The sequence below is a fragment of the Rhizobium sp. YAF28 genome, assembly GCF_052113285.1.
GTDB lineage: Bacteria > Pseudomonadota > Alphaproteobacteria > Rhizobiales > Rhizobiaceae > Rhizobium.
In genome coordinates this window covers 199,927-219,998 of sequence record NZ_JBFRCX010000003.1, presented here as the reverse complement: position 1 = coordinate 219,998, position 20,072 = coordinate 199,927, and the positions used below count along the sequence as shown (strand labels likewise).

At 60.3% G+C, this 20,072-nt stretch carries 20 protein-coding genes; 9 read left to right on the top strand and 11 right to left on the bottom strand.

Translation table 11 applies throughout. The features are described from left to right. The first annotated feature begins 17 nt into the window (after positions 1–17). The 4 genes from AB4Z13_RS08795 to AB4Z13_RS08780 all read left to right on the top strand — a co-directional run bounded on the left by AB4Z13_RS08795 (position 18) and on the right by AB4Z13_RS08780 (position 6,190). On the top strand, positions 18–1,451 hold the full coding sequence (locus tag AB4Z13_RS08795) for an ammonium transporter (RefSeq protein WP_310385116.1): 1,434 nt from the start codon (positions 18–20) through the stop codon (positions 1,449–1,451). Positions 1,452–1,689: 238 nt separating this feature from the next. Continuing rightward, positions 1,690–4,365, top strand: coding sequence for a DNA translocase FtsK 4TM domain-containing protein (locus tag AB4Z13_RS08790; RefSeq protein ID WP_439016810.1), 2,676 nt, complete (start codon positions 1,690–1,692; stop codon positions 4,363–4,365). A gap of 135 nt (positions 4,366–4,500) precedes the next feature. Next, a complete protein-coding gene (locus AB4Z13_RS08785) occupies positions 4,501–5,184 on the top strand; it encodes an outer membrane lipoprotein carrier protein LolA (RefSeq protein ID WP_439016809.1) in 684 nt (227 codons plus the stop codon). A gap of 202 nt (positions 5,185–5,386) precedes the next feature. Further along, a complete protein-coding gene (locus AB4Z13_RS08780) occupies positions 5,387–6,190 on the top strand; it encodes an exodeoxyribonuclease III (protein WP_439016808.1) in 804 nt (267 codons plus the stop codon). Between the two features lie 4 nt (positions 6,191–6,194). Here the strand turns inward: AB4Z13_RS08780 and AB4Z13_RS08775 are convergent, their stop codons facing one another. Next, positions 6,195–6,650: a cyclic nucleotide-binding domain-containing protein gene (locus AB4Z13_RS08775; protein ID WP_439016807.1), complete on the bottom strand. Its 456-nt coding sequence runs from the start codon at positions 6,648–6,650 to the stop codon at positions 6,195–6,197. Position 6,651: 1 nt separating this feature from the next. Continuing rightward, positions 6,652–7,335, bottom strand: a complete 684-nt coding sequence (locus AB4Z13_RS08770; RefSeq protein ID WP_007814583.1) for a response regulator transcription factor — start codon at positions 7,333–7,335, stop codon at positions 6,652–6,654. A 141-nt stretch (positions 7,336–7,476) separates the two neighbouring features. On the opposite strand from AB4Z13_RS08770, the gene AB4Z13_RS08765 reads away from it, so the two are divergent. Next, positions 7,477–8,025 carry a L,D-transpeptidase family protein gene (locus AB4Z13_RS08765; protein ID WP_439016806.1) on the top strand — a complete coding sequence of 183 codons (549 nt, stop codon included), beginning with the start codon at positions 7,477–7,479 and terminating at the stop codon, positions 8,023–8,025. A 145-nt stretch (positions 8,026–8,170) separates the two neighbouring features. Then, a complete protein-coding gene (locus AB4Z13_RS08760) occupies positions 8,171–9,001 on the top strand; it encodes an aldo/keto reductase (protein WP_439016805.1) in 831 nt (276 codons plus the stop codon). Positions 9,002–9,082: 81 nt separating this feature from the next. Here AB4Z13_RS08760 and leuC read toward each other — a convergent pair whose 3' ends face one another. The 9 genes from leuC to ffh all read right to left on the bottom strand — a co-directional run bounded on the left by leuC (position 9,083) and on the right by ffh (position 16,995). Beyond that, positions 9,083–10,492, bottom strand: a complete 1,410-nt coding sequence (gene leuC / locus AB4Z13_RS08755) for a 3-isopropylmalate dehydratase large subunit (protein ID WP_113319781.1) — start codon at positions 10,490–10,492, stop codon at positions 9,083–9,085. 244 nt (positions 10,493–10,736) lie between these two features. Further along, on the bottom strand, positions 10,737–11,555 hold the full coding sequence (locus AB4Z13_RS08750) for an amino acid ABC transporter permease (protein ID WP_439016804.1): 819 nt from the start codon (positions 11,553–11,555) through the stop codon (positions 10,737–10,739). Between the two features lie 18 nt (positions 11,556–11,573). Continuing rightward, positions 11,574–12,371 carry a basic amino acid ABC transporter substrate-binding protein gene (locus tag AB4Z13_RS08745; RefSeq protein ID WP_113319779.1) on the bottom strand — a complete coding sequence of 266 codons (798 nt, stop codon included), beginning with the start codon at positions 12,369–12,371 and terminating at the stop codon, positions 11,574–11,576. Positions 12,372–12,517: 146 nt separating this feature from the next. Beyond that, positions 12,518–13,054, bottom strand: a complete 537-nt coding sequence (gene rplS, locus AB4Z13_RS08740) for a 50S ribosomal protein L19 (RefSeq protein ID WP_037070794.1) — start codon at positions 13,052–13,054, stop codon at positions 12,518–12,520. A 199-nt stretch (positions 13,055–13,253) separates the two neighbouring features. Then, positions 13,254–13,955, bottom strand: coding sequence for a tRNA (guanosine(37)-N1)-methyltransferase TrmD (gene trmD, locus AB4Z13_RS08735; RefSeq protein WP_310385092.1), 702 nt, complete (start codon positions 13,953–13,955; stop codon positions 13,254–13,256). Between the two features lie 5 nt (positions 13,956–13,960). Next, positions 13,961–14,530 carry a ribosome maturation factor RimM gene (rimM, locus tag AB4Z13_RS08730; protein WP_113319875.1) on the bottom strand — a complete coding sequence of 190 codons (570 nt, stop codon included), beginning with the start codon at positions 14,528–14,530 and terminating at the stop codon, positions 13,961–13,963. Positions 14,531–14,656: 126 nt separating this feature from the next. Next, entirely contained in the window at positions 14,657–15,025 is a 369-nt protein-coding gene (gene rpsP, locus AB4Z13_RS08725; RefSeq protein WP_113319777.1) for a 30S ribosomal protein S16, read from the bottom strand. Positions 15,026–15,074: 49 nt separating this feature from the next. Next, positions 15,075–15,395, bottom strand: coding sequence for a chorismate mutase (locus AB4Z13_RS08720; RefSeq protein WP_037101839.1), 321 nt, complete (start codon positions 15,393–15,395; stop codon positions 15,075–15,077). Between the two features lie 16 nt (positions 15,396–15,411). Further along, complete coding sequence (gene ffh / locus AB4Z13_RS08715) at positions 15,412–16,995, bottom strand: signal recognition particle protein (RefSeq protein ID WP_113319776.1); 1,584 nt, start codon at positions 16,993–16,995, stop codon at positions 15,412–15,414. A 501-nt stretch (positions 16,996–17,496) separates the two neighbouring features. Between ffh and AB4Z13_RS08710 the strand changes: the two genes are divergently transcribed. The 3 genes from AB4Z13_RS08710 to mtaB all read left to right on the top strand — a co-directional run bounded on the left by AB4Z13_RS08710 (position 17,497) and on the right by mtaB (position 20,062). After that, complete coding sequence (locus AB4Z13_RS08710; RefSeq protein ID WP_310385081.1) at positions 17,497–17,721, top strand: hypothetical protein; 225 nt, start codon at positions 17,497–17,499, stop codon at positions 17,719–17,721. A 167-nt stretch (positions 17,722–17,888) separates the two neighbouring features. Next, the gene (gene dapF / locus AB4Z13_RS08705) at positions 17,889–18,791 is read left to right on the top strand and encodes a diaminopimelate epimerase (protein ID WP_439016803.1); all 903 of its coding nucleotides are present in this window, start codon (positions 17,889–17,891) and stop codon (positions 18,789–18,791) included. Beyond that, positions 18,788–20,062, top strand: coding sequence for a tRNA (N(6)-L-threonylcarbamoyladenosine(37)-C(2))-methylthiotransferase MtaB (mtaB, locus tag AB4Z13_RS08700; protein WP_439016802.1), 1,275 nt, complete (start codon positions 18,788–18,790; stop codon positions 20,060–20,062). The genes dapF and mtaB overlap by 4 nt, the downstream gene beginning before the upstream one ends. The last annotated feature ends 10 nt before the right edge of the window (positions 20,063–20,072 follow it).

Genomic DNA, 20,072 nt, shown 5'->3' with positions numbered 1-20,072 from the left:
TCAAGGAGCTATTTCCAATGTCAATTTCGAAGTTTTCCTCCAACATCGCACGGGTAGGCGCCCTTTCGGCCGCTCTCCTGGCGCCGGTCGTCGCTTTCGCGCAGGAAGCAGCCCCGGCAGCCGCCGATGCTGCAGCCGCTGCTGCTCCGGCCTTCACCATGGACAAGGGTGACAATACCTGGATGCTCGTCTCCTCGGCGCTCGTCCTCCTGATGACGATCCCCGGCCTTGCGCTTTTCTACGGCGGCCTCGTACGTGCCAAGAACATGCTCTCCGTGCTGATGCAGGTCTTCATGATCACCGCCGTCGTGGCGCTGATCTGGGTGACCTACGGCTATTCGCTCGCCTTCACCGACGGTGGCTCGCTGAACAGCTTCGTCGGCGGCTTCTCCAAGGCTTTCCTCGCCGGGGTTAACACCTCATCGCTCGCAGAGACCTTCTCGAAGGGCGTCGCCATCCCTGAATACACCTTCATCGTATTCCAGATGACCTTCGCCTGCATCACGCCCGGCCTGATCGTCGGCGCATTCGCCGAGCGCATCAAGTTCTCGGCCGTCATGCTGTTCGTCGTGCTCTGGGTTACCTTTATCTACTTCCCGATGGCGCACATGGTCTGGTTCTGGGGCGGTCCGAGTTCCTACACCTCGCCGGCCGGCCTGATCTTCTCCTATGGCGCAATCGATTTCGCCGGCGGCACGGTCGTTCACATCAATGCCGGTATCGCCGGCCTCGTCGGCGCGATCATGCTCGGCAAGCGCACCGGCTATAAGAAGGAGATCATGGCTCCGCACTCGATGACGCTCACCATGGTCGGCGCATCGCTGCTCTGGGTCGGCTGGTTCGGCTTCAACGCCGGCTCTAACCTCGAAGCCAATGCCTATGCATCGCTCGCCATGATCAACACCTTCGTCGCGACGGCCGCCGCCGCCGTGTCCTGGTGCATCGTCGAAAGCTTCGCTCGCGGTAAGGCTTCCATGCTCGGCGGCGCTTCCGGCGCCGTCGCCGGCCTCGTCGCTGTCACTCCGGCGGCAGGCTTTGCCGGCCCGATGGGTTCGATTGTTCTCGGTCTCATCGTCTCGCCGGTCTGCTACTTCTTCGTCGACGTCGTGAAGAACAAGTTCAACTATGACGACAGCCTCGACGTCTTCGGTGTCCATTGCATCGGCGGCATCATCGGCGCTCTCGGTACCGGCATCCTCGTCAACCCGGCCCTCGGCGGCGCCGGTATCGTCGACTACTCGACGGCTGATTTCGCTGCCTCCTATGCCGGCACGGCTACGCAGGTCCTGGCCCAGGCCAAGGGCGTGCTCACGACGCTGCTATGGTCGGGCATCGGCTCGGCGATCCTCTACAAGATCGTCGATGTCATCATCGGCCTGCGCGTTTCGGTCGAAGCCGAGCGCGAAGGTCTCGACCTCGCAACGCACGGCGAAGCCGCTTACCACTCCTGATCACAGGGTTTGCGGCGCCTGGCACAAGGGCGCCGCTGAACGGCCCGTCGCGGCCTATCTAACCATAAGCCGCTCTTGGCCCGGACCTTCACAGGTTCGGGCCCTTTTCTTTTTAGTGATCCGGCATATGCATGGTTAACATCGCTTTAACTCTACTTTGATTAGGTGGAGCGGACGCATTTGGCGCGGCGAAGCATTGGCGATTCGCGTGCCCCCAGGCATTGGACGGGTTAGACACATGGCAAGAAGCACGTCGCCGGCGATGGATGGTCGTCCTGACCGGTTCTCCTTCTCGGCATTCATGCTGCGGCAGATCCAGGCTCTCATCGGCTTCGCGGTCTTCCTGGTCTTAGCGCTCGCGGTTGCGGCGCTTGCGACATGGAACGTCACCGATCCCAGCTATTCCTACGCCACGGGCAACCTGCCGACCAACATACTCGGTTATAGCGGTGCTGCCTTTGCCGACGTCGCCATGCAGTTCCTGGGGCTCGCAAGCGTCGTTTCGATGCTGCCGATCGTCGCTTGGGCGCTGGCGCTGATTTCCGGCCGTCGCATCAGCCGTATTCCGGCGCGCGCCGGCGCCTGGCTCGTGGGCACCATACTTTCCTCCGCCGTCATCGGCTGTTTCCCGCCACCGCTCACCTGGCCGATCCCGAACGGTATCGGCGGTGTTATCGGCGACATGATCCTGCGTTTTCCCGCACTCTTCGTCGGCGCCTATCCGACCGGCGTTTTCGCCACTGCCGTCGGCTGCATCTTCGCCGTCCCGACCGCGTGGATGATGCTCTTTGCAGCCGGCATCGTCGGCCGCAGCGAACTCGATGAGGAGGAAAACGAAGAAGAGGATTATGTCGATACACGCAGCAAGGTGCGTGTCGTCGGCGATGAGGACGATGAGGACGATGGATCCCGCTGGATGGCCTTTAGCGGTGCCATGACTCACGCCTGGTATATGAACCAGGCGCGTTTCCGACGGCTTTTCGGCATGGGACCGCGCAAGCGCCGCCAGAGCGATTTCGAATCGCCTTATGACTTCAACGATGACGAATTCGGTACGCTGAACGAGCCGGTGCGCGCCAAGCCCGCAGCGCGCGGCGAGCGCATGGATCCTTCCATGGAGCCGCGTGCCGCTTCGAGCCGTCGGGTCGTTTCGGCGCCTTCCGTCTCGCTCAACGACGATGAGGACGAGGACGACGATCCGCCATTCGATACCGACATGCCGCCGCGTCCGGCCGATATCCTGCCTGATGACGATGATGACGATTGGATGATCCGCGCGCCGGCCAAATCGGCCGGTAAACCCGAGCCGCGTATCATTCCTGCCTCCGCCCGTCCAAAGCCCGGCGCCCGTGTCGAACGCGAGGCGCAAGGTTCGTTCATCCGGCCGGAAGGCTTCCAGCTTCCCTCCATGCATCTGCTTGCGGAGCCGAAGAATGTCGTGCGCGATTCCACGCTTTCGGCCGATGCGCTGGAGCAGAATGCCCGCATGCTGGAAGGCGTACTGGAAGATTTCGGCGTTAAGGGCGAGATTATCCATGTTCGCCCCGGTCCGGTCGTCACACTCTATGAACTGGAGCCGGCACCCGGCATCAAATCGTCCCGCGTCATCGGCCTTGCCGACGACATCGCCCGCTCGATGAGTGCGATTGCCGCCCGCGTCGCCGTCGTGCCGGGCCGCAATGCGATCGGCATCGAGCTGCCGAACCAGACGCGTGAAACCGTCTATCTGCGCGAGCTCATCGCCTCGCGTGATTTCGAAGGCTCCAAGGCGAAGCTTGCCATGGCGCTCGGCAAGACGATCGGCGGCGAAGCCGTGATCGCCGATCTCGCCAAGATGCCGCATCTGCTGGTGGCCGGTACGACCGGTTCGGGTAAGTCCGTCGCTATTAACACGATGATCCTGTCGCTGCTTTACCGCATGACGCCGGAACAGTGCCGTCTCATCATGATCGATCCGAAGATGTTGGAACTCTCCGTCTACGACGGCATTCCGCATCTGCTTTCCCCTGTCGTCACCGATCCGAAGAAGGCAGTCGTCGCGCTCAAATGGACCGTCCGCGAGATGGAAGAGCGCTACAAGAAGATGTCTAAGATCGGTGTTCGCAACATCGACGGCTTCAATACGCGCGTCGAGCAGGCACTTGCCAAGGGCGACACGATCTCGCGCACGGTGCAGACCGGTTTTGACCGGCAGACCGGCGAAGCTGTCTACGAGACCGAAGAATTCGATCTGCAGCCGATGCCGTATATCGTCGTTATCATCGACGAAATGGCCGACCTGATGATGGTCGCCGGCAAGGATATTGAAGGTGCCGTGCAGCGCCTCGCGCAGATGGCGCGCGCGGCCGGTATCCATGTCATTATGGCAACGCAGCGTCCGTCCGTTGACGTCATCACCGGCACGATCAAGGCGAACTTCCCGACCCGCATCTCCTTCCAGGTTACGTCCAAGATCGACAGCCGCACGATCCTCGGCGAGCAGGGTGCCGAACAACTGCTCGGCATGGGTGATATGCTCTATATGGCAGGCGGCGGTCGCATTCAGCGCGTCCATGGTCCGTTCGTGTCCGACGTTGAGGTCGAAGAGATCGTCTCCTACCTGAAGACGCAAGGTTCGCCGCAATATCTCGATGCCATCACTGCCGATGACGACGAGGACGGCGATTATGGTGGCGGTCCGGCAGGTACGTCAAATCTTGCCGATTCCGAAGATCCCTACGATCAGGCCGTCGCCATTGTGCTGCGCGATGGCAAGGCCTCTACTTCCTATGTTCAGCGCAGGCTCGGTATCGGATATAATCGTGCGGCATCGCTGATCGAACGCATGGAGCAGGAGGGCATCATTGGCCCGGCGAACCATGCCGGTAAACGCGAGATTCTTGTGCCGACAGATGGAGATATCCTCGACCGTTGAGGAAAGAATATTTGATGGCGCAGCCCATTCGGTGGAAACCTCGGAGGATGTAATCCGTTACCTTTCACCGGGCGATCGCGGCGCCTTGAAGACGCCGCCTTTCGGCGGCATGCAGACCGCATACAGGAGGTTCACATGACCAACTCCGCGTCCATCTTTTCCGGCCTGCCGGTAACCCGCCGTGACGTTCTTGGCGTCTTTGCTGTTGCGGCCGTTGCAAGCGCCGTTCCGTTTCCCGCTCTCGCCCAGGTCGCTCAGGTGGCAGCACCCGCTGCCAACAGCGCCACGGCACAGGCGATTGCCGATCATTTCTCCAGTGTCGCCACCATGCAGGGCGAGTTCGTACAGTTTGGGCCCCGTGGCGAACAGACCGGGGGCAAGTTCTTCATCGAACGTCCCGGCAAGCTGCGCTTCAACTATGACGATCCGTCGCCGATGCGCGTCATTGCCGACGGCAGGAACGTCGCGATCGGCAATGTGAAGCTGAAGACCTGGGATCTCTATCCGCTTTCCAAGACGCCGCTCAGCCTACTCCTCGCGCCGCATATCGACCTTTCCGCCGGCATGGTGAAGGGCGTGAAGCAAGAGTCCGATCTGACGACGATCTCGCTCGGAAACAATACGGTGTTCGGCAATTCGACCATCACAATGATGTTCGACCCGAAGACCTATGACTTGCGCCAGTGGACGATCACCGACAACCAGGGCAAGGACACGTCGGTGATGATCTTCAACGTGAAGACCGGAGTTGCCTTCGACGAGCGCGTCTTCCGCGTGCCCTACGAGGATATCAAGGGCACATCGGCAAACCGCGACTAGAGCCCCGTGTGTCCATTCGGGCGCACAGAGGACGCTCTATCTCGTCGAATCCACGCATCAGGCTTTCCGAAAATCGATCCCGATTTTCGGGCCGGTGCTGTAGCGCTTTTCGGTTGATCGCCGACCGCTTTTGCCTGCGGCCGGTTTTCTCGCTGACGCCTTTGCTCTAAAGCCTTTTCAGAGGGATCTGAAAGGGTATGGCATGAGCTTCTCCATCACCACCTGGAATATCAATTCGGTGCGGCTGCGCATGCCGATCGTCGAGCAGCTCGTGCTGAAGCACAGGCCCGATATCCTCTGCCTGCAGGAAACCAAGGTTACGAACGATCTCTTCCCGTTGGCACCCTTGCGCGCCATGGGTTACGAGCACATCATCATCCACGGCCAGAAGGGCTATCACGGCGTTGCCATCGCCTCGCGCCTACCGCTGACCGAGGATCACCGGCAGGATTACTGCAATGTCGGCGATGCGCGCCATATCTCGGCGGTCTTCGAGCGCGGCAACCGGCGCATCCGTCTGCATAATTTCTATGTTCCTGCCGGCGGCGACGAGCCGGACCGGATGATCAATCCGAAATTCGGCCACAAGCTCGATTTCATCGAGGAGATGAAGAACCTCAAGGCGAGCGCCGAGCCGAACACGTCAGCCATTCTCGTCGGCGATCTCAATATCGCGCCGCTGGAACATGATGTCTGGTCGCACAAGCAGCTTTTAAAGATCGTCAGCCATACGCCGGTCGAAACCGACGGGCTGCTCGAGGTGATGAAGCGTGGCGGCTGGCACGATCTCATGCGCCAGCATGTACCTGCCAATGAGAAGCTCTATACGTGGTGGAGCTATCGCGCGAAGGATTGGGAAGCTGCCGACAAGGGCCGGCGCCTCGACCATATCTGGTCCTCGCCCGACCTCGGTCCGCATCTGCAGCGCATTGAGGTGCTGAAGGAAGCACGCGGTTGGGAGCGGCCGTCCGACCATGTGCCGGTGACCGTACATCTCAACCTCTGAAACGTCAGCTGAAACGGTGAAACTGGCTTGCGGCCTGTGCCGCGAGATCGGCAATGCTGTCGCGGATACGGTTTTCCATAATGCGCGCCGCCGAGGGATATTCCTCGATCAGGCGAAGGAACAGCGCCCGCGTAATGCGGATGATGCCGGTATCTTCGCGGGCAATTGCCGTGAACTTGCGCTCCACCAGCGTTATAAGGGCCAGCTCCGAGATCAATGCACCGGCGCCAGCGATGGCTTCGGTTCGCGCCATGCCATCCGAGCCCGTCACGCTAAGTTCGAGGCTGCCGCTCGTGATCACATAGGCGCTTTCGGCGGGCGAGCCCTGACGGAACAGCATCTGCCCGGCCGCAATCACGCGACGGTCTGCGCCGAAGGCAATCAGGCGCAACTGGTCGTCGTTCATGTCCTTGAAGAGCGGAAGCTGCGCCAGCAGATGGATATCGTCGGAAAGAGACATGCTACGGGATGATCTTGTAGCCGCCGTTTTCCGTCACGAGGATCTCGGCGTTGGACGGATCCCGCTCGATCTTCTGGCGCAGACGGTAAACGTGGGTTTCCAGCGTGTGCGTCGTGACGCCGGAATTGTAGCCCCAGACTTCTTCCAGCAACACGTCGCGGGTCACGACCTTTTGTTCGGCGCGGTAGAGGTAGCGGATGATCGCCGCCTCCTTTTCCGTCAGACGGATCTTCTGGCCGTTGTCTGTGGTCAGCAGCTTCTGGCTCGGCTTGAAGAGATAAGGGCCGACAGTGAAAGTGGCATCTTCGCTCTGCTCGTGCTGGCGAAGCTGCACGCGGATGCGAGCCAAAAGCACGGCGAAGCGGAAAGGTTTTGTCACATAGTCGTTGGCGCCGGCCTCAAGGCCAAGGATCGTGTCTGAATCCGTGTCATGACCGGTCAGCATGATGATCGGCGCCTTGAAGCCACCCTTGCGCAGCAGCTTTACCGCCTCGCGGCCGTCCATATCGGGCAGGCCGACGTCCATGATCAGCAGATCGACCGGATTGGAGCGGGCGGCCTGGACGCCCTTGCCCGCGGTCGCTTCCTGCAGGACCGAGAATTCCTCATACAACGACAATTGCTCCGTCAGCGTCTGGCGAAGGTCGTCGTCGTCATCCACCAGAAGAATGGTGCGTGCGGTCATGCGGGTGCGTCCTTGCGTTGGTCAGATACTCCTACGCCAAATTCCACATTTGGCAAGGATTGGCGATCTGCTGCTGTTGCTGCCTAGGGTCTCATATGGTTTCAATCGAAGCCCAAGGCAATTCAAGAACATGCGAGAAAAATGGAAAAAGCAAGGCGAGAGCGAAATGGGCAGCCCTCAACGCTCGTGGTGCGTGCCGCGCCGGGCCAGCCAAACAGAGCTATTGTCTGTTTTGGCCCGCTTACCTTGCCTGCTGCGATCGGCCGTAGCGGCCGAACCGTGATCAAGCGCGAAGGCGACGGGGCAACGCCGATTGCTGCCATGCGGCTGCTCTACGGTTTCCGGCGCGGCGAACGACACGGCCGTCTCCCTACGGCGCTGCCCATCAAGCGCATCCGCTCCGACATGCTGTGGTGCGATCAGCCCGCCGATGCGAATTACAACAGGCTGGTCAAGGCGCCGTTCAAACCGAGCCATGAGGAGATGAAGCGAAAGGACGGGCTTTACGATATCTGCCTGGTGCTCGACTGGAACGTGACCTCTCGGGCGCGCAATCGCGGCTCAGCGATCTTTTTCCATCTGATCCGGCCAGGATACGAGCCGACCGCCGGCTGTGTTGCGATCAGCGCTCGCGACATGCGCCGCATTCTGCCTCACCTCAGAAAGGGAACGATCCTCCGCGTTCTCTGATTGTATTGCGGGCTCTCTGTCCTATATGGACTTTCGACCGGATGCGCGGGCTGCGATGCGTCCAGGGAAAACCGCTTCACGGCTTCAATTCATGCCCCATTCCATTCGTGTCTTGGCCATTCCTTCAAACTTCCGGAGATATATTGTGACCACTCAGCCCATCATTACTTTCCACGACGGACATTCCATTCCCCAGGTGGGTCTCGGCGTCTGGCAGACGCCGCAAGATATCGCGGCTCCGACCGTGCGCACCGCACTGGCCGCCGGCTATCGCCACATCGATACGGCGTCCGGTTATGACAATGAAGAGGGCGTCGGCGAAGGCATCCGCTCCTCCGGCATCGACCGCAAGGATATCTTCGTCACCACGAAACTGCGCAATACCGACCAGGGCTATGACAATGCACTGCGTGCCTTCGAGGTCAGCCTGAAGAAGCTCGGTAGCGATTATATCGATCTCTATCTGATCCACTGGCCGTCGCCGCATCGCGGGCTTTATCGCGAAACCTGGAAGGCTTTCGTGCGCTTGAGGGAAGAGGGTCGTGTCCGCTCCATCGGTGTGTCGAACTTCTATCCGGACCATCTCGACCATATCGTCGGCGATACAGGCGTGGTTCCCGTCATCAACCAGATCGAGCTGCATCCGGACTTTCAGCAGAAGGCGGCGCAGGAGGCGCATAAGAAGCTGAACATCGTCACGGAATCCTGGAGCCCGCTCGGTCAGGGCCGTTTCATTTCCAATCCGGTCATCGGTCAGATTGCTGCCAAGCACGGCAAGACGCCAGCGCAGGTGATCATCCGCTGGCACATCGATACCGGCCTCGTCGTCATTCCGAAGTCGGTGACGCCCTCGCGCATCGAGGAGAACTTGAACGTCTTCGATTTCAAGCTGGATGGCGAAGACATGGCCGTGATCGCCAAGCTCGACAGCGCCGGCGCCCGCATGGGTCCGGATCCGTACACGGCGACGTTCTAAGCGCTGTCTCCTCTGCATCTGCTCAACTAAAAAGCCCGGCGCGAGCGCCGGGCTTTTATCATGTCAGATGTGCGAGAAAGATCAGTTCCACTCGCGGATATCGACGAAGTGGCCGGCAATCGCGGCTGCAGCGGCCATGGCCGGCGAGACGAGATGTGTGCGGCCCTTGAAGCCCTGGCGGCCTTCAAAGTTGCGGTTCGAGGTCGAGGCGCAACGCTCGCCCGGCTTCAGGCGGTCGTCGTTCATGGCGAGACACATGGAGCAGCCCGGCTCACGCCAGTCGAAACCGGCCGCCTTGAAGATCTTGTCGAGGCCTTCGGCTTCCGCCTGTTCCTTCACGAGGCCAGAGCCCGGAACGATCATGGCATCGACGGTCGACGCAACGGTCTTGCCTTCAACAACCTTGGCGACCTCGCGCAGATCCTCGATACGGCCGTTGGTGCAGGAGCCGATGAAGACGCGGTCGAGGGTGATATCGGTCATTTTGGTGCCCGGCTTCAGCCCCATATAGTCGAGCGCGCGCCATTTGGAGGTGCGCTTCGTTTCGTCCTGGATATCGTCAGGGTTCGGTACGATACCCTGCACGGAAATCACGTCCTCGGGTGAGGAACCCCAGGATACGATCGGCGGCAGGTTGGCAGCATCGAGCACGACGACGCGGTCGTAATGAGCACCTTCATCGGTCTGCAGTGTCTTCCAGTAGGCAATCGCCTGTTCCAGCGCCTCGCCCTTCGGCGCACGCGGCTTGCCCTTGATGTATTCGAAGGTCTTTTCGTCAGGGGCGATCAGACCAGCGCGGGCTCCGCCTTCGATCGTCATGTTGCAGATCGTCATGCGACCTTCCATCGACAGCGCGCGGATAGCTTCGCCCGCAAATTCGATGACGTGGCCGGTGCCGCCGGCCGTGCCGATCTCGCCAATGATGGCGAGGATGATGTCCTTGGCGGTTACATGCGGTGGAAGCAGGCCGTCGACCCGCACCAGCATGTTCTTCGCCTTCTTCTGGATCAGCGTCTGGGTCGCCAGGACATGTTCGACCTCGGAGGTGCCGATCCCATGCGCCAGCGCGCCGAAGGCGCCGTGCGTCGAGGTGTGGCTGTCGCCGCAGACAATGGTCATGCCGGGCAAGGTGAAACCCTGTTCCGGACCGACGATGTGAACGATGCCCTGACGCTTGTCGCTTGCCGAGTAATACTCGACGCCGAATTCGGCCGCATTGGTTGCCAACGCTTCGACCTGGATGCGGCTTTCCTCATTCTTGATGCCGAGATGGCGGTCGGGTGAGGTCGGAACGTTATGGTCGACGACGGCAAGCGTCTTTTCAGGCGCGCGAACCTTGCGGTGGGTCATGCGCAGGCCTTCGAAGGCCTGCGGCGAGGTGACTTCATGGACCAGGTGACGGTCGATATAGAGAAGACAGGTGCCGTCAGGCTGTTCATCCACCAGGTGGTCGGCCCAGATCTTGTCGTAAAGGGTACGCGGTGCGCTCATGGCTATAGTCCGTTTTGGCTGGAGCATGGAACTTAAGGATATGGCGGACAGGCTCCGCCGGCCGTCATTCGATCAACGAAGTCGGCTGTTGAGCGCACCGGAAACGGACGCAAAGAAACGCGCCGGCAGGCGATAATGGTCCTGCAGCACGAAAATATGCGCACCGATGCATCTGAACTTGGATTCCATGGCGCTGGATATAGCGATTTTTGATCGAAACGGCAATTCGAATCGTGCGACGGCTCTAGCGTCGCGGCATCTGCTTCATCTTCTTCTCGATCCGCCGCAGGAAGAGCGACAGGCCGATTGTCAGGATCAGGTAGATATAGGTGACGATCGAATAGGTCTCGAAGAAGCGGAAGGAGCCGGAGGCATAGACCTTGCCCATCTGCGTGATGTCGGCGACGCCGAGAACGGAGACGAGGGAGGAATCCTTCACCATCGAGACGAAGTCGTTGGAGAGCGGCGGGAAGACCACCCGGATCGCTTGCGGGAAGACAACGAGCCTGAAACGGCGGTAGCGCGACAGGCCGAGCGACTTGGCCGCCTCGATCTGGCCGATATCGACCGACTGGAAACCGGCGCGAAAGATTTCGGCGATGAAAGAGGAATAGCCGATCATCAGGGCGATGATGGCGCGCCACATCAGCGACAGATCACGCACGAGGATCGGCTCGGCAATACCGGCCTTCACCAGGGGGGTGATCAGGAAATTATAGGCTGCGACAACGCCCGGCGCGCCGACGAAGGCGATATAGAAGAGCAGCACGAGGATTGGAATGCCCCGGATGATCTCGATGTAGAAGCGGGCGACCTGGCGCAGCACGATATTGTCGGAGAGGCCAAGTAGCGCAATGCCCAGACCGAGCACGGTCGCCAGCACAAAGGCGACGAGTGTCACGAAGACGGTAATGCCGGCACCATTCACGACGGTCCGGAAGACCTGCGTGTAAATATCGTTGGTAATGATGACGACGGCGAGAACGACGCCGATCAGAACAAGGACGACCAGCCACCAGGGACGGTCGTCCTTCTCGTGTCGCGGGGATGGTGGTAATGCCATCTGCGATCGCTCGGGGGACTACTGGCCCATCTTGTAGTCGAGGAACCACTTCTTGTTCAGCGCATCAAAGGTGCCGTCCGCCTTCAGGTCGGCAATGGCGGCATTGACGGGAGCGACGAGATCGGAGCCCTTCGGGAAGATGAAGCCGAAATCCTCGGTGCCGAGCGGTTCGCCGACGACCTTCAGCCCGCCATTCGAGGAATCGACATAACCCTTGGCAGCGACACTGTCGGTCAGGACGAGATCGACATCGCCGGTCTTCAGAGCCTGCACGGTTGCGCCGAAGGTTTCGAAGAGTTTGATGCGCGGGTTCTGTTCGTTGCCATCGAGGATTTCATAGACGGCGGTATAGAAAGGCGAAGTGCCGGGCTGGGCGCCGATCAGGCCATCGTTGAAGGCACCGAAGCTCTTGGCGTCGGTGAAGCGCTTCTCATCGCCACGAACAAGCATGAATTGCTGCGAGCGCATATAGGGATCGGAGAAATCAACCTTCTGCTTGCGATCGTCCTTGATGGTGATGCCGGTCATGCCGATGTTGTACTGGCCGTCGGATACGGCCTGGATCATCGCGTCCCAGCTGGTGTTCTGGTATTCGACCTTGAAGTTCAGCCGCTTGGCAATTTCGTTCATCGCGTCATATTCCCAGCCGATCTGCTGACCGGACTTGGGGTCGACGAACTGCAGCGGCGGATAGGCGTTTTCCGTCACCACGACGACAGTCTTGCCGCCAAGGTCCGGCAGGCTGCCGGCGAAAGCTGCGAGCGGCGAAAGCATTGCGGCGGTCAGGCTGGCAAGAACAGTGCGGCGAAAGAACATGGTGTGGCTCCCCAATATTTGAACGGCAGAATTGTCATGGAAGATGCTGATATGGCAAGGCTGCAAGCGCTGCACACTGGCGCAAAAAAGAAAAGGCGGCCCAAAGACCGCCTTTCCCATGCAATGATTTCGCTTTCGCGAGCTGCTTATTCAGCCGAACCTTCAGCAGCGGCTGCAGCTTCTGCGGCGGCCTTTGCTTCAGCGGCTTCTGCTGCTGCCTTTTCGGCGGCGAGAGCCTGAGCTGCTGCAACCTTTTCAGCTTCGATACGTGCCTTTTCCTCGGCAAGGGCCTGACGCTCGGCATCGTTGAGCTTGCGGGCGCGGGTGCCGGTGTTCTCGACGATACGAGCCGACTTACCGCGACGATCGCGCAGGTAATAGAGCTTGGCGCGACGGACCTTACCGCGGCGAACGACTTCGACGCTTTCGATCATCGGGGAGTAGACCGGGAATACGCGCTCGACGCCTTCGCCGTAGGAGATCTTGCGGACCGTGAAGTTTTCCTGCAGACCGCCGCCGGAGCGCGCGATGCAAACGCCTTCGTAGGCCTGAACGCGGGTACGGTTGCCTTCCGTGACCTTCACGTTGACACGGACGGTGTCGCCCGGGGAGAATTCAGGAAGGGTGCGCTTGGCTTCGATCTTGGCGGCCTGTTCGGCCTCAAGCTGCTGAATGATGTTCATCGTCTTAACCTTTGGTTCTTCTGAAACAGCCAGAGCGCTCACACTGTCCTTCGGTCGATGCCTCCGGAGTTTGCCCTTGCGGGCGGGAGCGGATTCGCCATTCTTTGTTTGCTGGCAGACAGGGTTAAACCCCATTTCCGCGTGCGCCATTACACGAAAGACTTCCACCTGTCATCCCTTGGGCGACAAATTTATGAAATCAGCCCGCTTTTTCGGGCTTCTGCGCCCCAATCAGGTCTGGCCGCCGTTCTTTTGTCAGCGAGACGGATTGTTCATGGCGCCACTTCTCGATGGCGCCGTGATTGCCGGAAGTGAGGATCGCAGGTATCTCGCGGCCTTCCCATTCCTGCGGGCGGGTATAATGCGGATGTTCCAGAAGTCCGCCTTCGAAGCTTTCATGCAGGCCGGAGAGGTCATTGCCCATGACGCCCGGAAGGATGCGCACGATCGCGTCGAGCAGGATCAACGCTGCCGGCTCGCCGCCTGACAGTACGTAATCGCCAATCGAGACTTCCTCGAGTTCGCGTGCCTCGATCACACGCTGGTCGACGCCTTCGAACCGGCCGCAGACGATGATCACCCCGTCGCCGACCGCCAGCTGCCGCACGCGCTCCTGCGTCAGCGGTTTGCCGCGCGGGCTCATCAGCAAGCGCGGGCGGTTGTCATTTTCAGAAGCGCTGTCGATGGCCCGGGCGAGTACATCGGGCTTCAGCACCATGCCGGCGCCGCCGCCGGCCGGTGTATCATCGACGGTTCGGTGCTTATCCGCCGCAAAATCGCGGATCTGCACGGTATCGAGCGACCATTGTCCACGCTCTGCCGCCTTGCCGGCGAGCGAAAAATCCAGATGGCCCGGAAACATTTCCGGGTAGAGTGTCAGCACGGTCGCCCGGAAAGCCATGGCGCCTACTTCTTTTTCTTCGGCTTGCCGGGGGCGAGCCCCTTCAGGTCGTCGGGATTGTCGACGAGGCCGGCTGCAAGCGGATCAATGAGCAGCTTGCCGGCTTCAAGGTCGATTTCCAGCACGGAGGCTTCCGAAAAGGGGATCAGCACCGGACGTTTGCCGGGACCTTTGAGCTCCAGAAGATCGCCGGCGCCGAAATCGAAGACCCCGGTCACTGTGCCGTAACTGATGCCCTGATCGTCGAAGGCTTCGAGCCCTTCCAGATCGGCATAGAAGAACTCGTCGTCCTCCAGTTCCTCATCCGACAGATTGTCGCGTTCGATATAGAGTTCCAGGCCGTTCAACGCCTCGGCGGCGTTGCGGTCGTTGACGCCGCGGAAGCGGACGACGACGATGTTCTTCATTTCGCGCAATTCGAGAACTTCGAAAACGCGTCCATCCATGCTGTGCAGGTGGCCATAGTCGCCGAGCGCGGTCGGATCGGCCGTATAGGCCTTTACGCGCACCTCGCCGCGAATGCCCTGCGCGCCGCCGATGGTTGCCATCAGCACCGGATTTTCAAGCTTGGTCATGGGTTCCTTCATTCGAACGCAGGCAAGAAGCTGAGATCACGCTTCTCATAAACGAAGTGCGTGGGAATGGAAACGAAAACGGGCGGCATGTCGCCATGCCGCCCGTCCGGATTGGGTCGAAACCTATTATTCGGCGGAAGCAGCAGCTTCAGCGGCGTCAGCAGCCTTCTGAGCCTTTTCGGCAGCGCGCTCCTGAGCCTTCTTGCCCGGCTTTGCCTTTTCCGGGTTGTTGCGGGTTTCGCGCTTGGAGATGCCGGCTTCATCGAGGAAGCGCAGGACGCGGTCGGTCGGCAGCGCGCCCTGGTCGAGCCAGTGCTTGATGCGCTCGCCGTTCAGCTGAACGCGCTTTTCGTCGTCCTTGGCGAGCATCGGGTTCCAGGAACCGAGGCTCTCGAGGAAGCGGCCGTCACGCGGGCTGCGGGCATCGGCGAGAACGACGTGGTAGTACGGGCGCTTCTTGGAACCACCGCGTGCGAGACGAATTTTCAGTGCCATATTCTTTACTCCTTAGGCTTTTCTTGAACCGCTTCGTTGAGCGGCATGGTTATCGGGCTGCGGCGCTCTGTTCAGCGTGGTCCGCAGCGATCTGCTCATGATGCCGGATGACTTCCTTGATGACGAAGTTCAGGAACTTCTCGGCGAAATCCGGGTCCAGATGCGCATCTTCGGCAAGCTGACGAAGACGAGCGATCTGGTATTCCTCGCGCGCCGGATCCGCCGGCGGCAACTTGTACTTAGCCTTCAGCACGCCGACCTCTTTGGTGCAGCGAAAGCGTTCGGCCAGAATGTGGACGAGCGCCGCGTCGATATTGTCGATCGACTGGCGGTAGCTCGAAAGCTGGGCTTTGACGTCTGGATCAATCATGGGGCAGGCGATCCTTTCACTTCTTCTTGGGCAATCCGGGCAGGCCCGGGAAACCACCACCGAGGCCCGGCAGCTTTGCGCCGCCAAGACCGGGCAATCCGCCCGGCAAGCCTCCGCCTAGACCGGGCATACCCCCACCCGGCTTTCCGAGACCCGCGGCTTCCGCCTGCTTCTGTAGCGCTTCAAGCTGCTTCGGGTCGATATTCGAGAGATCAGGCATGCCGCCCATGCCGCCGAGGCCCCCCAGCCCCATTTTGCCGGCAAGGCCGCCCATCATCTGCTTCATCATGCCGCCTTTGCCCTTGCCGCCCATCATCTTCATCATGTCGGCCATCTGCCGATGCATCTTCAGAAGCTTGTTGATGGCGGCCGCATCCGTGCCGGAGCCGGCGGCGATGCGCTTCTTGCGCGAATGCTTGAGCAGGTCGGGATTGGCGCGCTCGGCCTTGGTCATCGACTGGATGATGGCGATCTGGCGGCCGAACAGCTTGTCGTCCAAGCCGGCGGCGGCCATCTTGTCCTTCATGCCGGCCATACCGGGCATCAGGCCCATGATGCCGCCCATGCCGCCCATCTTCTGCATCTGACGCAGCTGGTCGGCGAGGTCGTTCAGGTCAAACTTGCCCTTGGCCATCTTGGCGGCCATGGCAGCCGCCTTTTCGGCGTCGATGTTTTCAGCCGCCTTCTCGACGAGCGAGATGATATCGCCCATGCCGAGGATACGGTCAGCGATACGACGGGGATGGAATTCCTCCAGTTCGCCCATTCGTTCGCCGACGCCGATCAGTTTGATCGGCTTGCCGGTGACGGCGCGCATGGAAAGGGCCGCACCGCCGCGTCCATCGCCATCCATGCGGGTCAGTACGAGGCCGGTGATGCCGACACGTTCATCGAAGTTGCGGGCAAGGTTGACGGCGTCCTGGCCGGTCAGGCTATCGGCGACCAGCAGGATTTCGTGCGGGTTCGACTTCTTCTTGATGTCGGCCATTTCGACCATCAAGGGTTCGTCGATATGGGTACGGCCGGCGGTGTCGAGAATGACGACGTCATGGCCGCCGAGCTTGGCGGCCTGAACGGCGCGGGCGGCGATATCGGTCGGAGACTGGCCGGCAATAACAGGCAGGGTGTCGATGTTTGCCTGAGCGCCGAGTTGGCGAAGCTGCTCTTGCGCTGCCGGACGGCGCGTGTCGAGCGATGCCATCAGCACCTTCTTCTTCTCGCGCGTCGTCAGGCGATTGGCGATCTTTGCCGTCGTCGTCGTCTTACCGGAGCCCTGCAGGCCGACCATCATGATGACGACTGGGGCGGCTGCATGAAGGTCGACACCGACACCCTCGCCGCCGAGCATTTCGATGAGCTCGTCATGGACGATCTTGACGACCATCTGGCCGGGCTTGATCGACTTCAGGATCTCGGCGCCAACGGCCTTTTCACGCACGCGGTCGGTAAAGGAGCGGACCACCTCCAGCGAAACGTCGGCTTCCAGAAGCGCACGGCGAACCTCCCGCAGCGCTGCGGAAACATCACTTTCCGAAAGCGCGCCACGGCCTGTCAGTCCATTCAGGATGGAACCAAGACGGTCCTGGAGGTTCTCAAACATCGGCTCTTCCTTGATACGTTTCGGGGAGTTTTTGGATGCCCTGGAACGTCGTGCTTTTCCTTGACGAAAACAAGACGCAAAGCCAAAAAGCACCCGAGGGCGCAGCGCGCTGTCGGGTGTTGACCTCCGGAATCCAGTCCCGGTCGGCGGCTCGGAGTCTGTTACTCGTCGCAGATTTGGCGCGATAAACAGGAAAGCCGCGGGAAAGTCAAGGCGAATGCGTTCAACGACGTCGTGGCGGACTTTTCTGAAGTCGTGTGGTCTGAAGTCGTACGGCAGGAGCGGTGCGTGGATATTCCGCTATGCAGCCGGTCGCGGCAACGGAAGTACATATTTGTATATACTAACATATCCGCTTTAAAATTCACCCATATTTAGTTGAATATTTTGATCGGCAAGCCGAATTCGCGCTGAATGCCAGTTGCAAAATATTCAGCTTCTGATTCTACTTTCTACTTAAGTAAATTCTGTAAAATGATTCGTGAATATCCTTGATGCCGAATGAATCGGCGGAGATATCAAATGATAAACCCAGATATAGAAAGCTGGGCGTTGGCGCGCGCCCATAATATAGTTCTGCGGGAAGGCCTGAATTTGGCGAAGGCGGCACAAGACCTGGATCGCAAGCGGTCCCGCTTGCTGGTCTACGAGCTCAGAAAGGTGATTACCGCTGCTATCGTCGAAGCCCACGCGGCGTCTCTCAATCCCGAGGGCACGGTGCGATAGATCTGGATTTTGCGCGATTCCAAAGGCTGACTGTGCCGTACCCGTTCTGATTTGCGGGGCCTGGCTTTTATGCGTAAGAAAGAGGGCGAACCTCGCTTGGCGCTCACCCACTGGTAATCCCCGAGCATTTCCGCCATATACAGCCAAAACGCAGCGGAAATAGTCAGATGAGTAACACGGTCGAATTCGCGAAGATGAACGGGCTTGGCAACAAGATCCTGGTTGTCGACATGCGTGGGCGGACCGACAAGGTGACGCCGCAGGCGGCGATCGCGCTTAATGCCGATTCTGAGACGCAATTCGATCAGATCATGGCGATCCATGATCCGAAGGTCCAGGGAACCGACGCATATATCGACATCCTCAATTCCGATGGCTCGAAGGCGCAGGCCTGCGGCAATGGTACGCGTTGCGTCGTGCAGGCGCTGGCCGCCGAGACCGGCAAGAAGGCCTTCACCTTCCAGACGGTCGCCGGCATCCTGAACGCAGTCGAGCATGAGGATGGCACGATCTCCGTCGACATGGGCCGGCCGGTTTTCGAATGGAATCGTATTCCACTCGCAGAAGAATTTCACGATACGAGCCGCATCGAGCTGCAGATCGGGCCGATCGACAATCCGGTGCTGCATTCGCCTTCGGCCATGTCGATGGGTAATCCGCATGCGATCTTCTGGGTCGACCGCGATCCGATGAGCTTCGATCTCGAACGTTTCGGGCCGCTGCTCGAAAACCATCCGATGTTCCCGGAAAAGGCCAATATCACGCTGGCGCAGGTCATCTCGGATTCGGCGCTGCGGACACGCACCTGGGAGCGCGGCGCCGGCCTGACGCTTGCCTGCGGTTCTGCCGCCTGCGCCTCTGCCGTCAGTGCTGCGCGCACCGGCCGCACCGGCCGCAAGGTGACGATCGACGTCGCCTCCAGCCCGATCCGCCAGCCGCTGGTCATCGACTGGCGCGAGGATGACCATGTTGTCATGACCGGCCCTGCCGAATGGGAATGGTCCGGTGCGCTCGATCCTTCGACCGGCACATGGTCTCGCGATGCCGAACGTGGGGCGGAAGCGCGGTGAGCGGCGTCGAGGTCATTACCTTCGGCTGCCGTCTCAATACCTATGAATCCGAAGTCATGAGATCGCAGGCGGAAGCGGCCGGGCTCAACAATGCCATTCTGGTCAATACCTGCGCCGTGACCGGCGAGGCCGTTCGCCAGGCCCGGCAGGCGATCCGCCGCGCGCGCCGCGACAATCCGCATGCCCGCATCATCGTCACTGGCTGTGCCGCCCAGACTGAAAAGCAGACCTTCGCGGAAATGGCCGAGGTTGATGCCGTGCTCGGCAATGAGGAGAAGCTGAAGGCTGCCTCTTATCGCGCGCTTCCGGATTTCGGCGTTTCGGCGGAAGAGAAGCTTCGTGTCAACGATATCATGAGTGTGCGCCACACCGCGCCACAGATGGTCAAGCATATTGACGGCCACGTGCGCGCCTTCATCCAGGTGCAGAACGGCTGCGACCATCGCTGCACATTCTGCATTATCCCCTATGGCCGCGGCAATTCGCGTTCGGTGCCGATGGGGGCCGTGGTCGATCAGGCCCGCAATCTCGTTGACAGCGGCTATCGCGAAATCGTTCTGACCGGCGTCGATGCTACGAGCTATGGCGCAGATCTTCCCGGCGAGCCGACGCTTGGTCTGCTCGCAAAGGCACTTCTCAAGCAGGTGCCTGACATACGCAGGCTGCGGCTATCGTCGATCGATAGTATCGAGGCCGATCGCCATCTCATGGACCTCATCGCGGGCGAACCGCGTTTCATGCCGCATCTGCATCTTTCCCTGCAGCACGGCGATGACATGATCCTCAAGCGCATGAAACGCCGCCATCTGCGTGCCGATGCTCTGCGTTTCATCGAAGACGTGCGCCGGCTGCGGCCGGAGATAAGTTTTGGCGCAGACATGATCGCCGGCTTCCCGACGGAGACCGAGGAGATGTTCGAGAACGCGGCGCGCCTCGCCGAAGAAGCCGACATCGCGCATCTGCACGTCTTCCCCTACAGCCCGCGGCCCGGCACGCCTGCCGCGCGCATGCCGCAGCTCGATCGCTCGCTCATCAAGGATCGCGCCGCTCGCCTCCGCGCCACTGGACAGATGCTGCACCAGCGCCATCTGGACAAGATGGTCGGAACGCGGCAATGGCTGCTGGTGGAAAATAATGGTCTTGCCCATACGGAAAACTTCACGCTTGTCACTGTCCTCGGTCTTCGCCCGCGCGATATCGTCGAAGCGACGATATCAGGCCACAACGGCAAGCATCTCCACATGCAATTGACGGCTGCCGCGGCGGCCTGACTTCACGGAC

Excerpts from the sequence above, each read along its gene's own strand:
- trmD (WP_310385092.1), bottom strand. The coding sequence starts at position 13,955 with ATGGCTTTCCGGGCGACCGTGCTGACACTCTACCCGGAAATGTTTCCG.
- AB4Z13_RS08790 (WP_439016810.1), top strand. The coding sequence starts at position 1,690 with ATGGCAAGAAGCACGTCGCCGGCGATGGATGGTCGTCCTGACCGGTTC.
- leuC (WP_113319781.1), bottom strand. The coding sequence starts at position 10,492 with ATGAGCGCACCGCGTACCCTTTACGACAAGATCTGGGCCGACCACCTG.
- rplS (WP_037070794.1), bottom strand. The coding sequence starts at position 13,054 with ATGAACATCATTCAGCAGCTTGAGGCCGAACAGGCCGCCAAGATCGAA.
- AB4Z13_RS08745 (WP_113319779.1), bottom strand. The coding sequence starts at position 12,371 with ATGTTCTTTCGCCGCACTGTTCTTGCCAGCCTGACCGCCGCAATGCTT.
- AB4Z13_RS08710 (WP_310385081.1), top strand. The coding sequence starts at position 17,497 with ATGAATCGGCGGAGATATCAAATGATAAACCCAGATATAGAAAGCTGG.
- AB4Z13_RS08770 (WP_007814583.1), bottom strand. The coding sequence starts at position 7,335 with ATGACCGCACGCACCATTCTTCTGGTGGATGACGACGACGACCTTCGC.
- rpsP (WP_113319777.1), bottom strand. The coding sequence starts at position 15,025 with ATGGCACTGAAAATTCGTCTCGCACGCGGTGGTTCCAAGAAGCGCCCG.
- AB4Z13_RS08775 (WP_439016807.1), bottom strand. The coding sequence starts at position 6,650 with ATGTCTCTTTCCGACGATATCCATCTGCTGGCGCAGCTTCCGCTCTTC.
- AB4Z13_RS08780 (WP_439016808.1), top strand. The coding sequence starts at position 5,387 with ATGAGCTTCTCCATCACCACCTGGAATATCAATTCGGTGCGGCTGCGC.
- ffh (WP_113319776.1), bottom strand. The coding sequence starts at position 16,995 with ATGTTTGAGAACCTCCAGGACCGTCTTGGTTCCATCCTGAATGGACTG.
- AB4Z13_RS08750 (WP_439016804.1), bottom strand. The coding sequence starts at position 11,555 with ATGGCATTACCACCATCCCCGCGACACGAGAAGGACGACCGTCCCTGG.
- AB4Z13_RS08765 (WP_439016806.1), top strand. The coding sequence starts at position 7,477 with ATGGAAAAAGCAAGGCGAGAGCGAAATGGGCAGCCCTCAACGCTCGTG.
- AB4Z13_RS08785 (WP_439016809.1), top strand. The coding sequence starts at position 4,501 with ATGACCAACTCCGCGTCCATCTTTTCCGGCCTGCCGGTAACCCGCCGT.
- AB4Z13_RS08720 (WP_037101839.1), bottom strand. The coding sequence starts at position 15,395 with ATGATTGATCCAGACGTCAAAGCCCAGCTTTCGAGCTACCGCCAGTCG.
- rimM (WP_113319875.1), bottom strand. The coding sequence starts at position 14,530 with ATGACCAAGCTTGAAAATCCGGTGCTGATGGCAACCATCGGCGGCGCG.
- AB4Z13_RS08795 (WP_310385116.1), top strand. The coding sequence starts at position 18 with ATGTCAATTTCGAAGTTTTCCTCCAACATCGCACGGGTAGGCGCCCTT.
- dapF (WP_439016803.1), top strand. The coding sequence starts at position 17,889 with ATGAGTAACACGGTCGAATTCGCGAAGATGAACGGGCTTGGCAACAAG.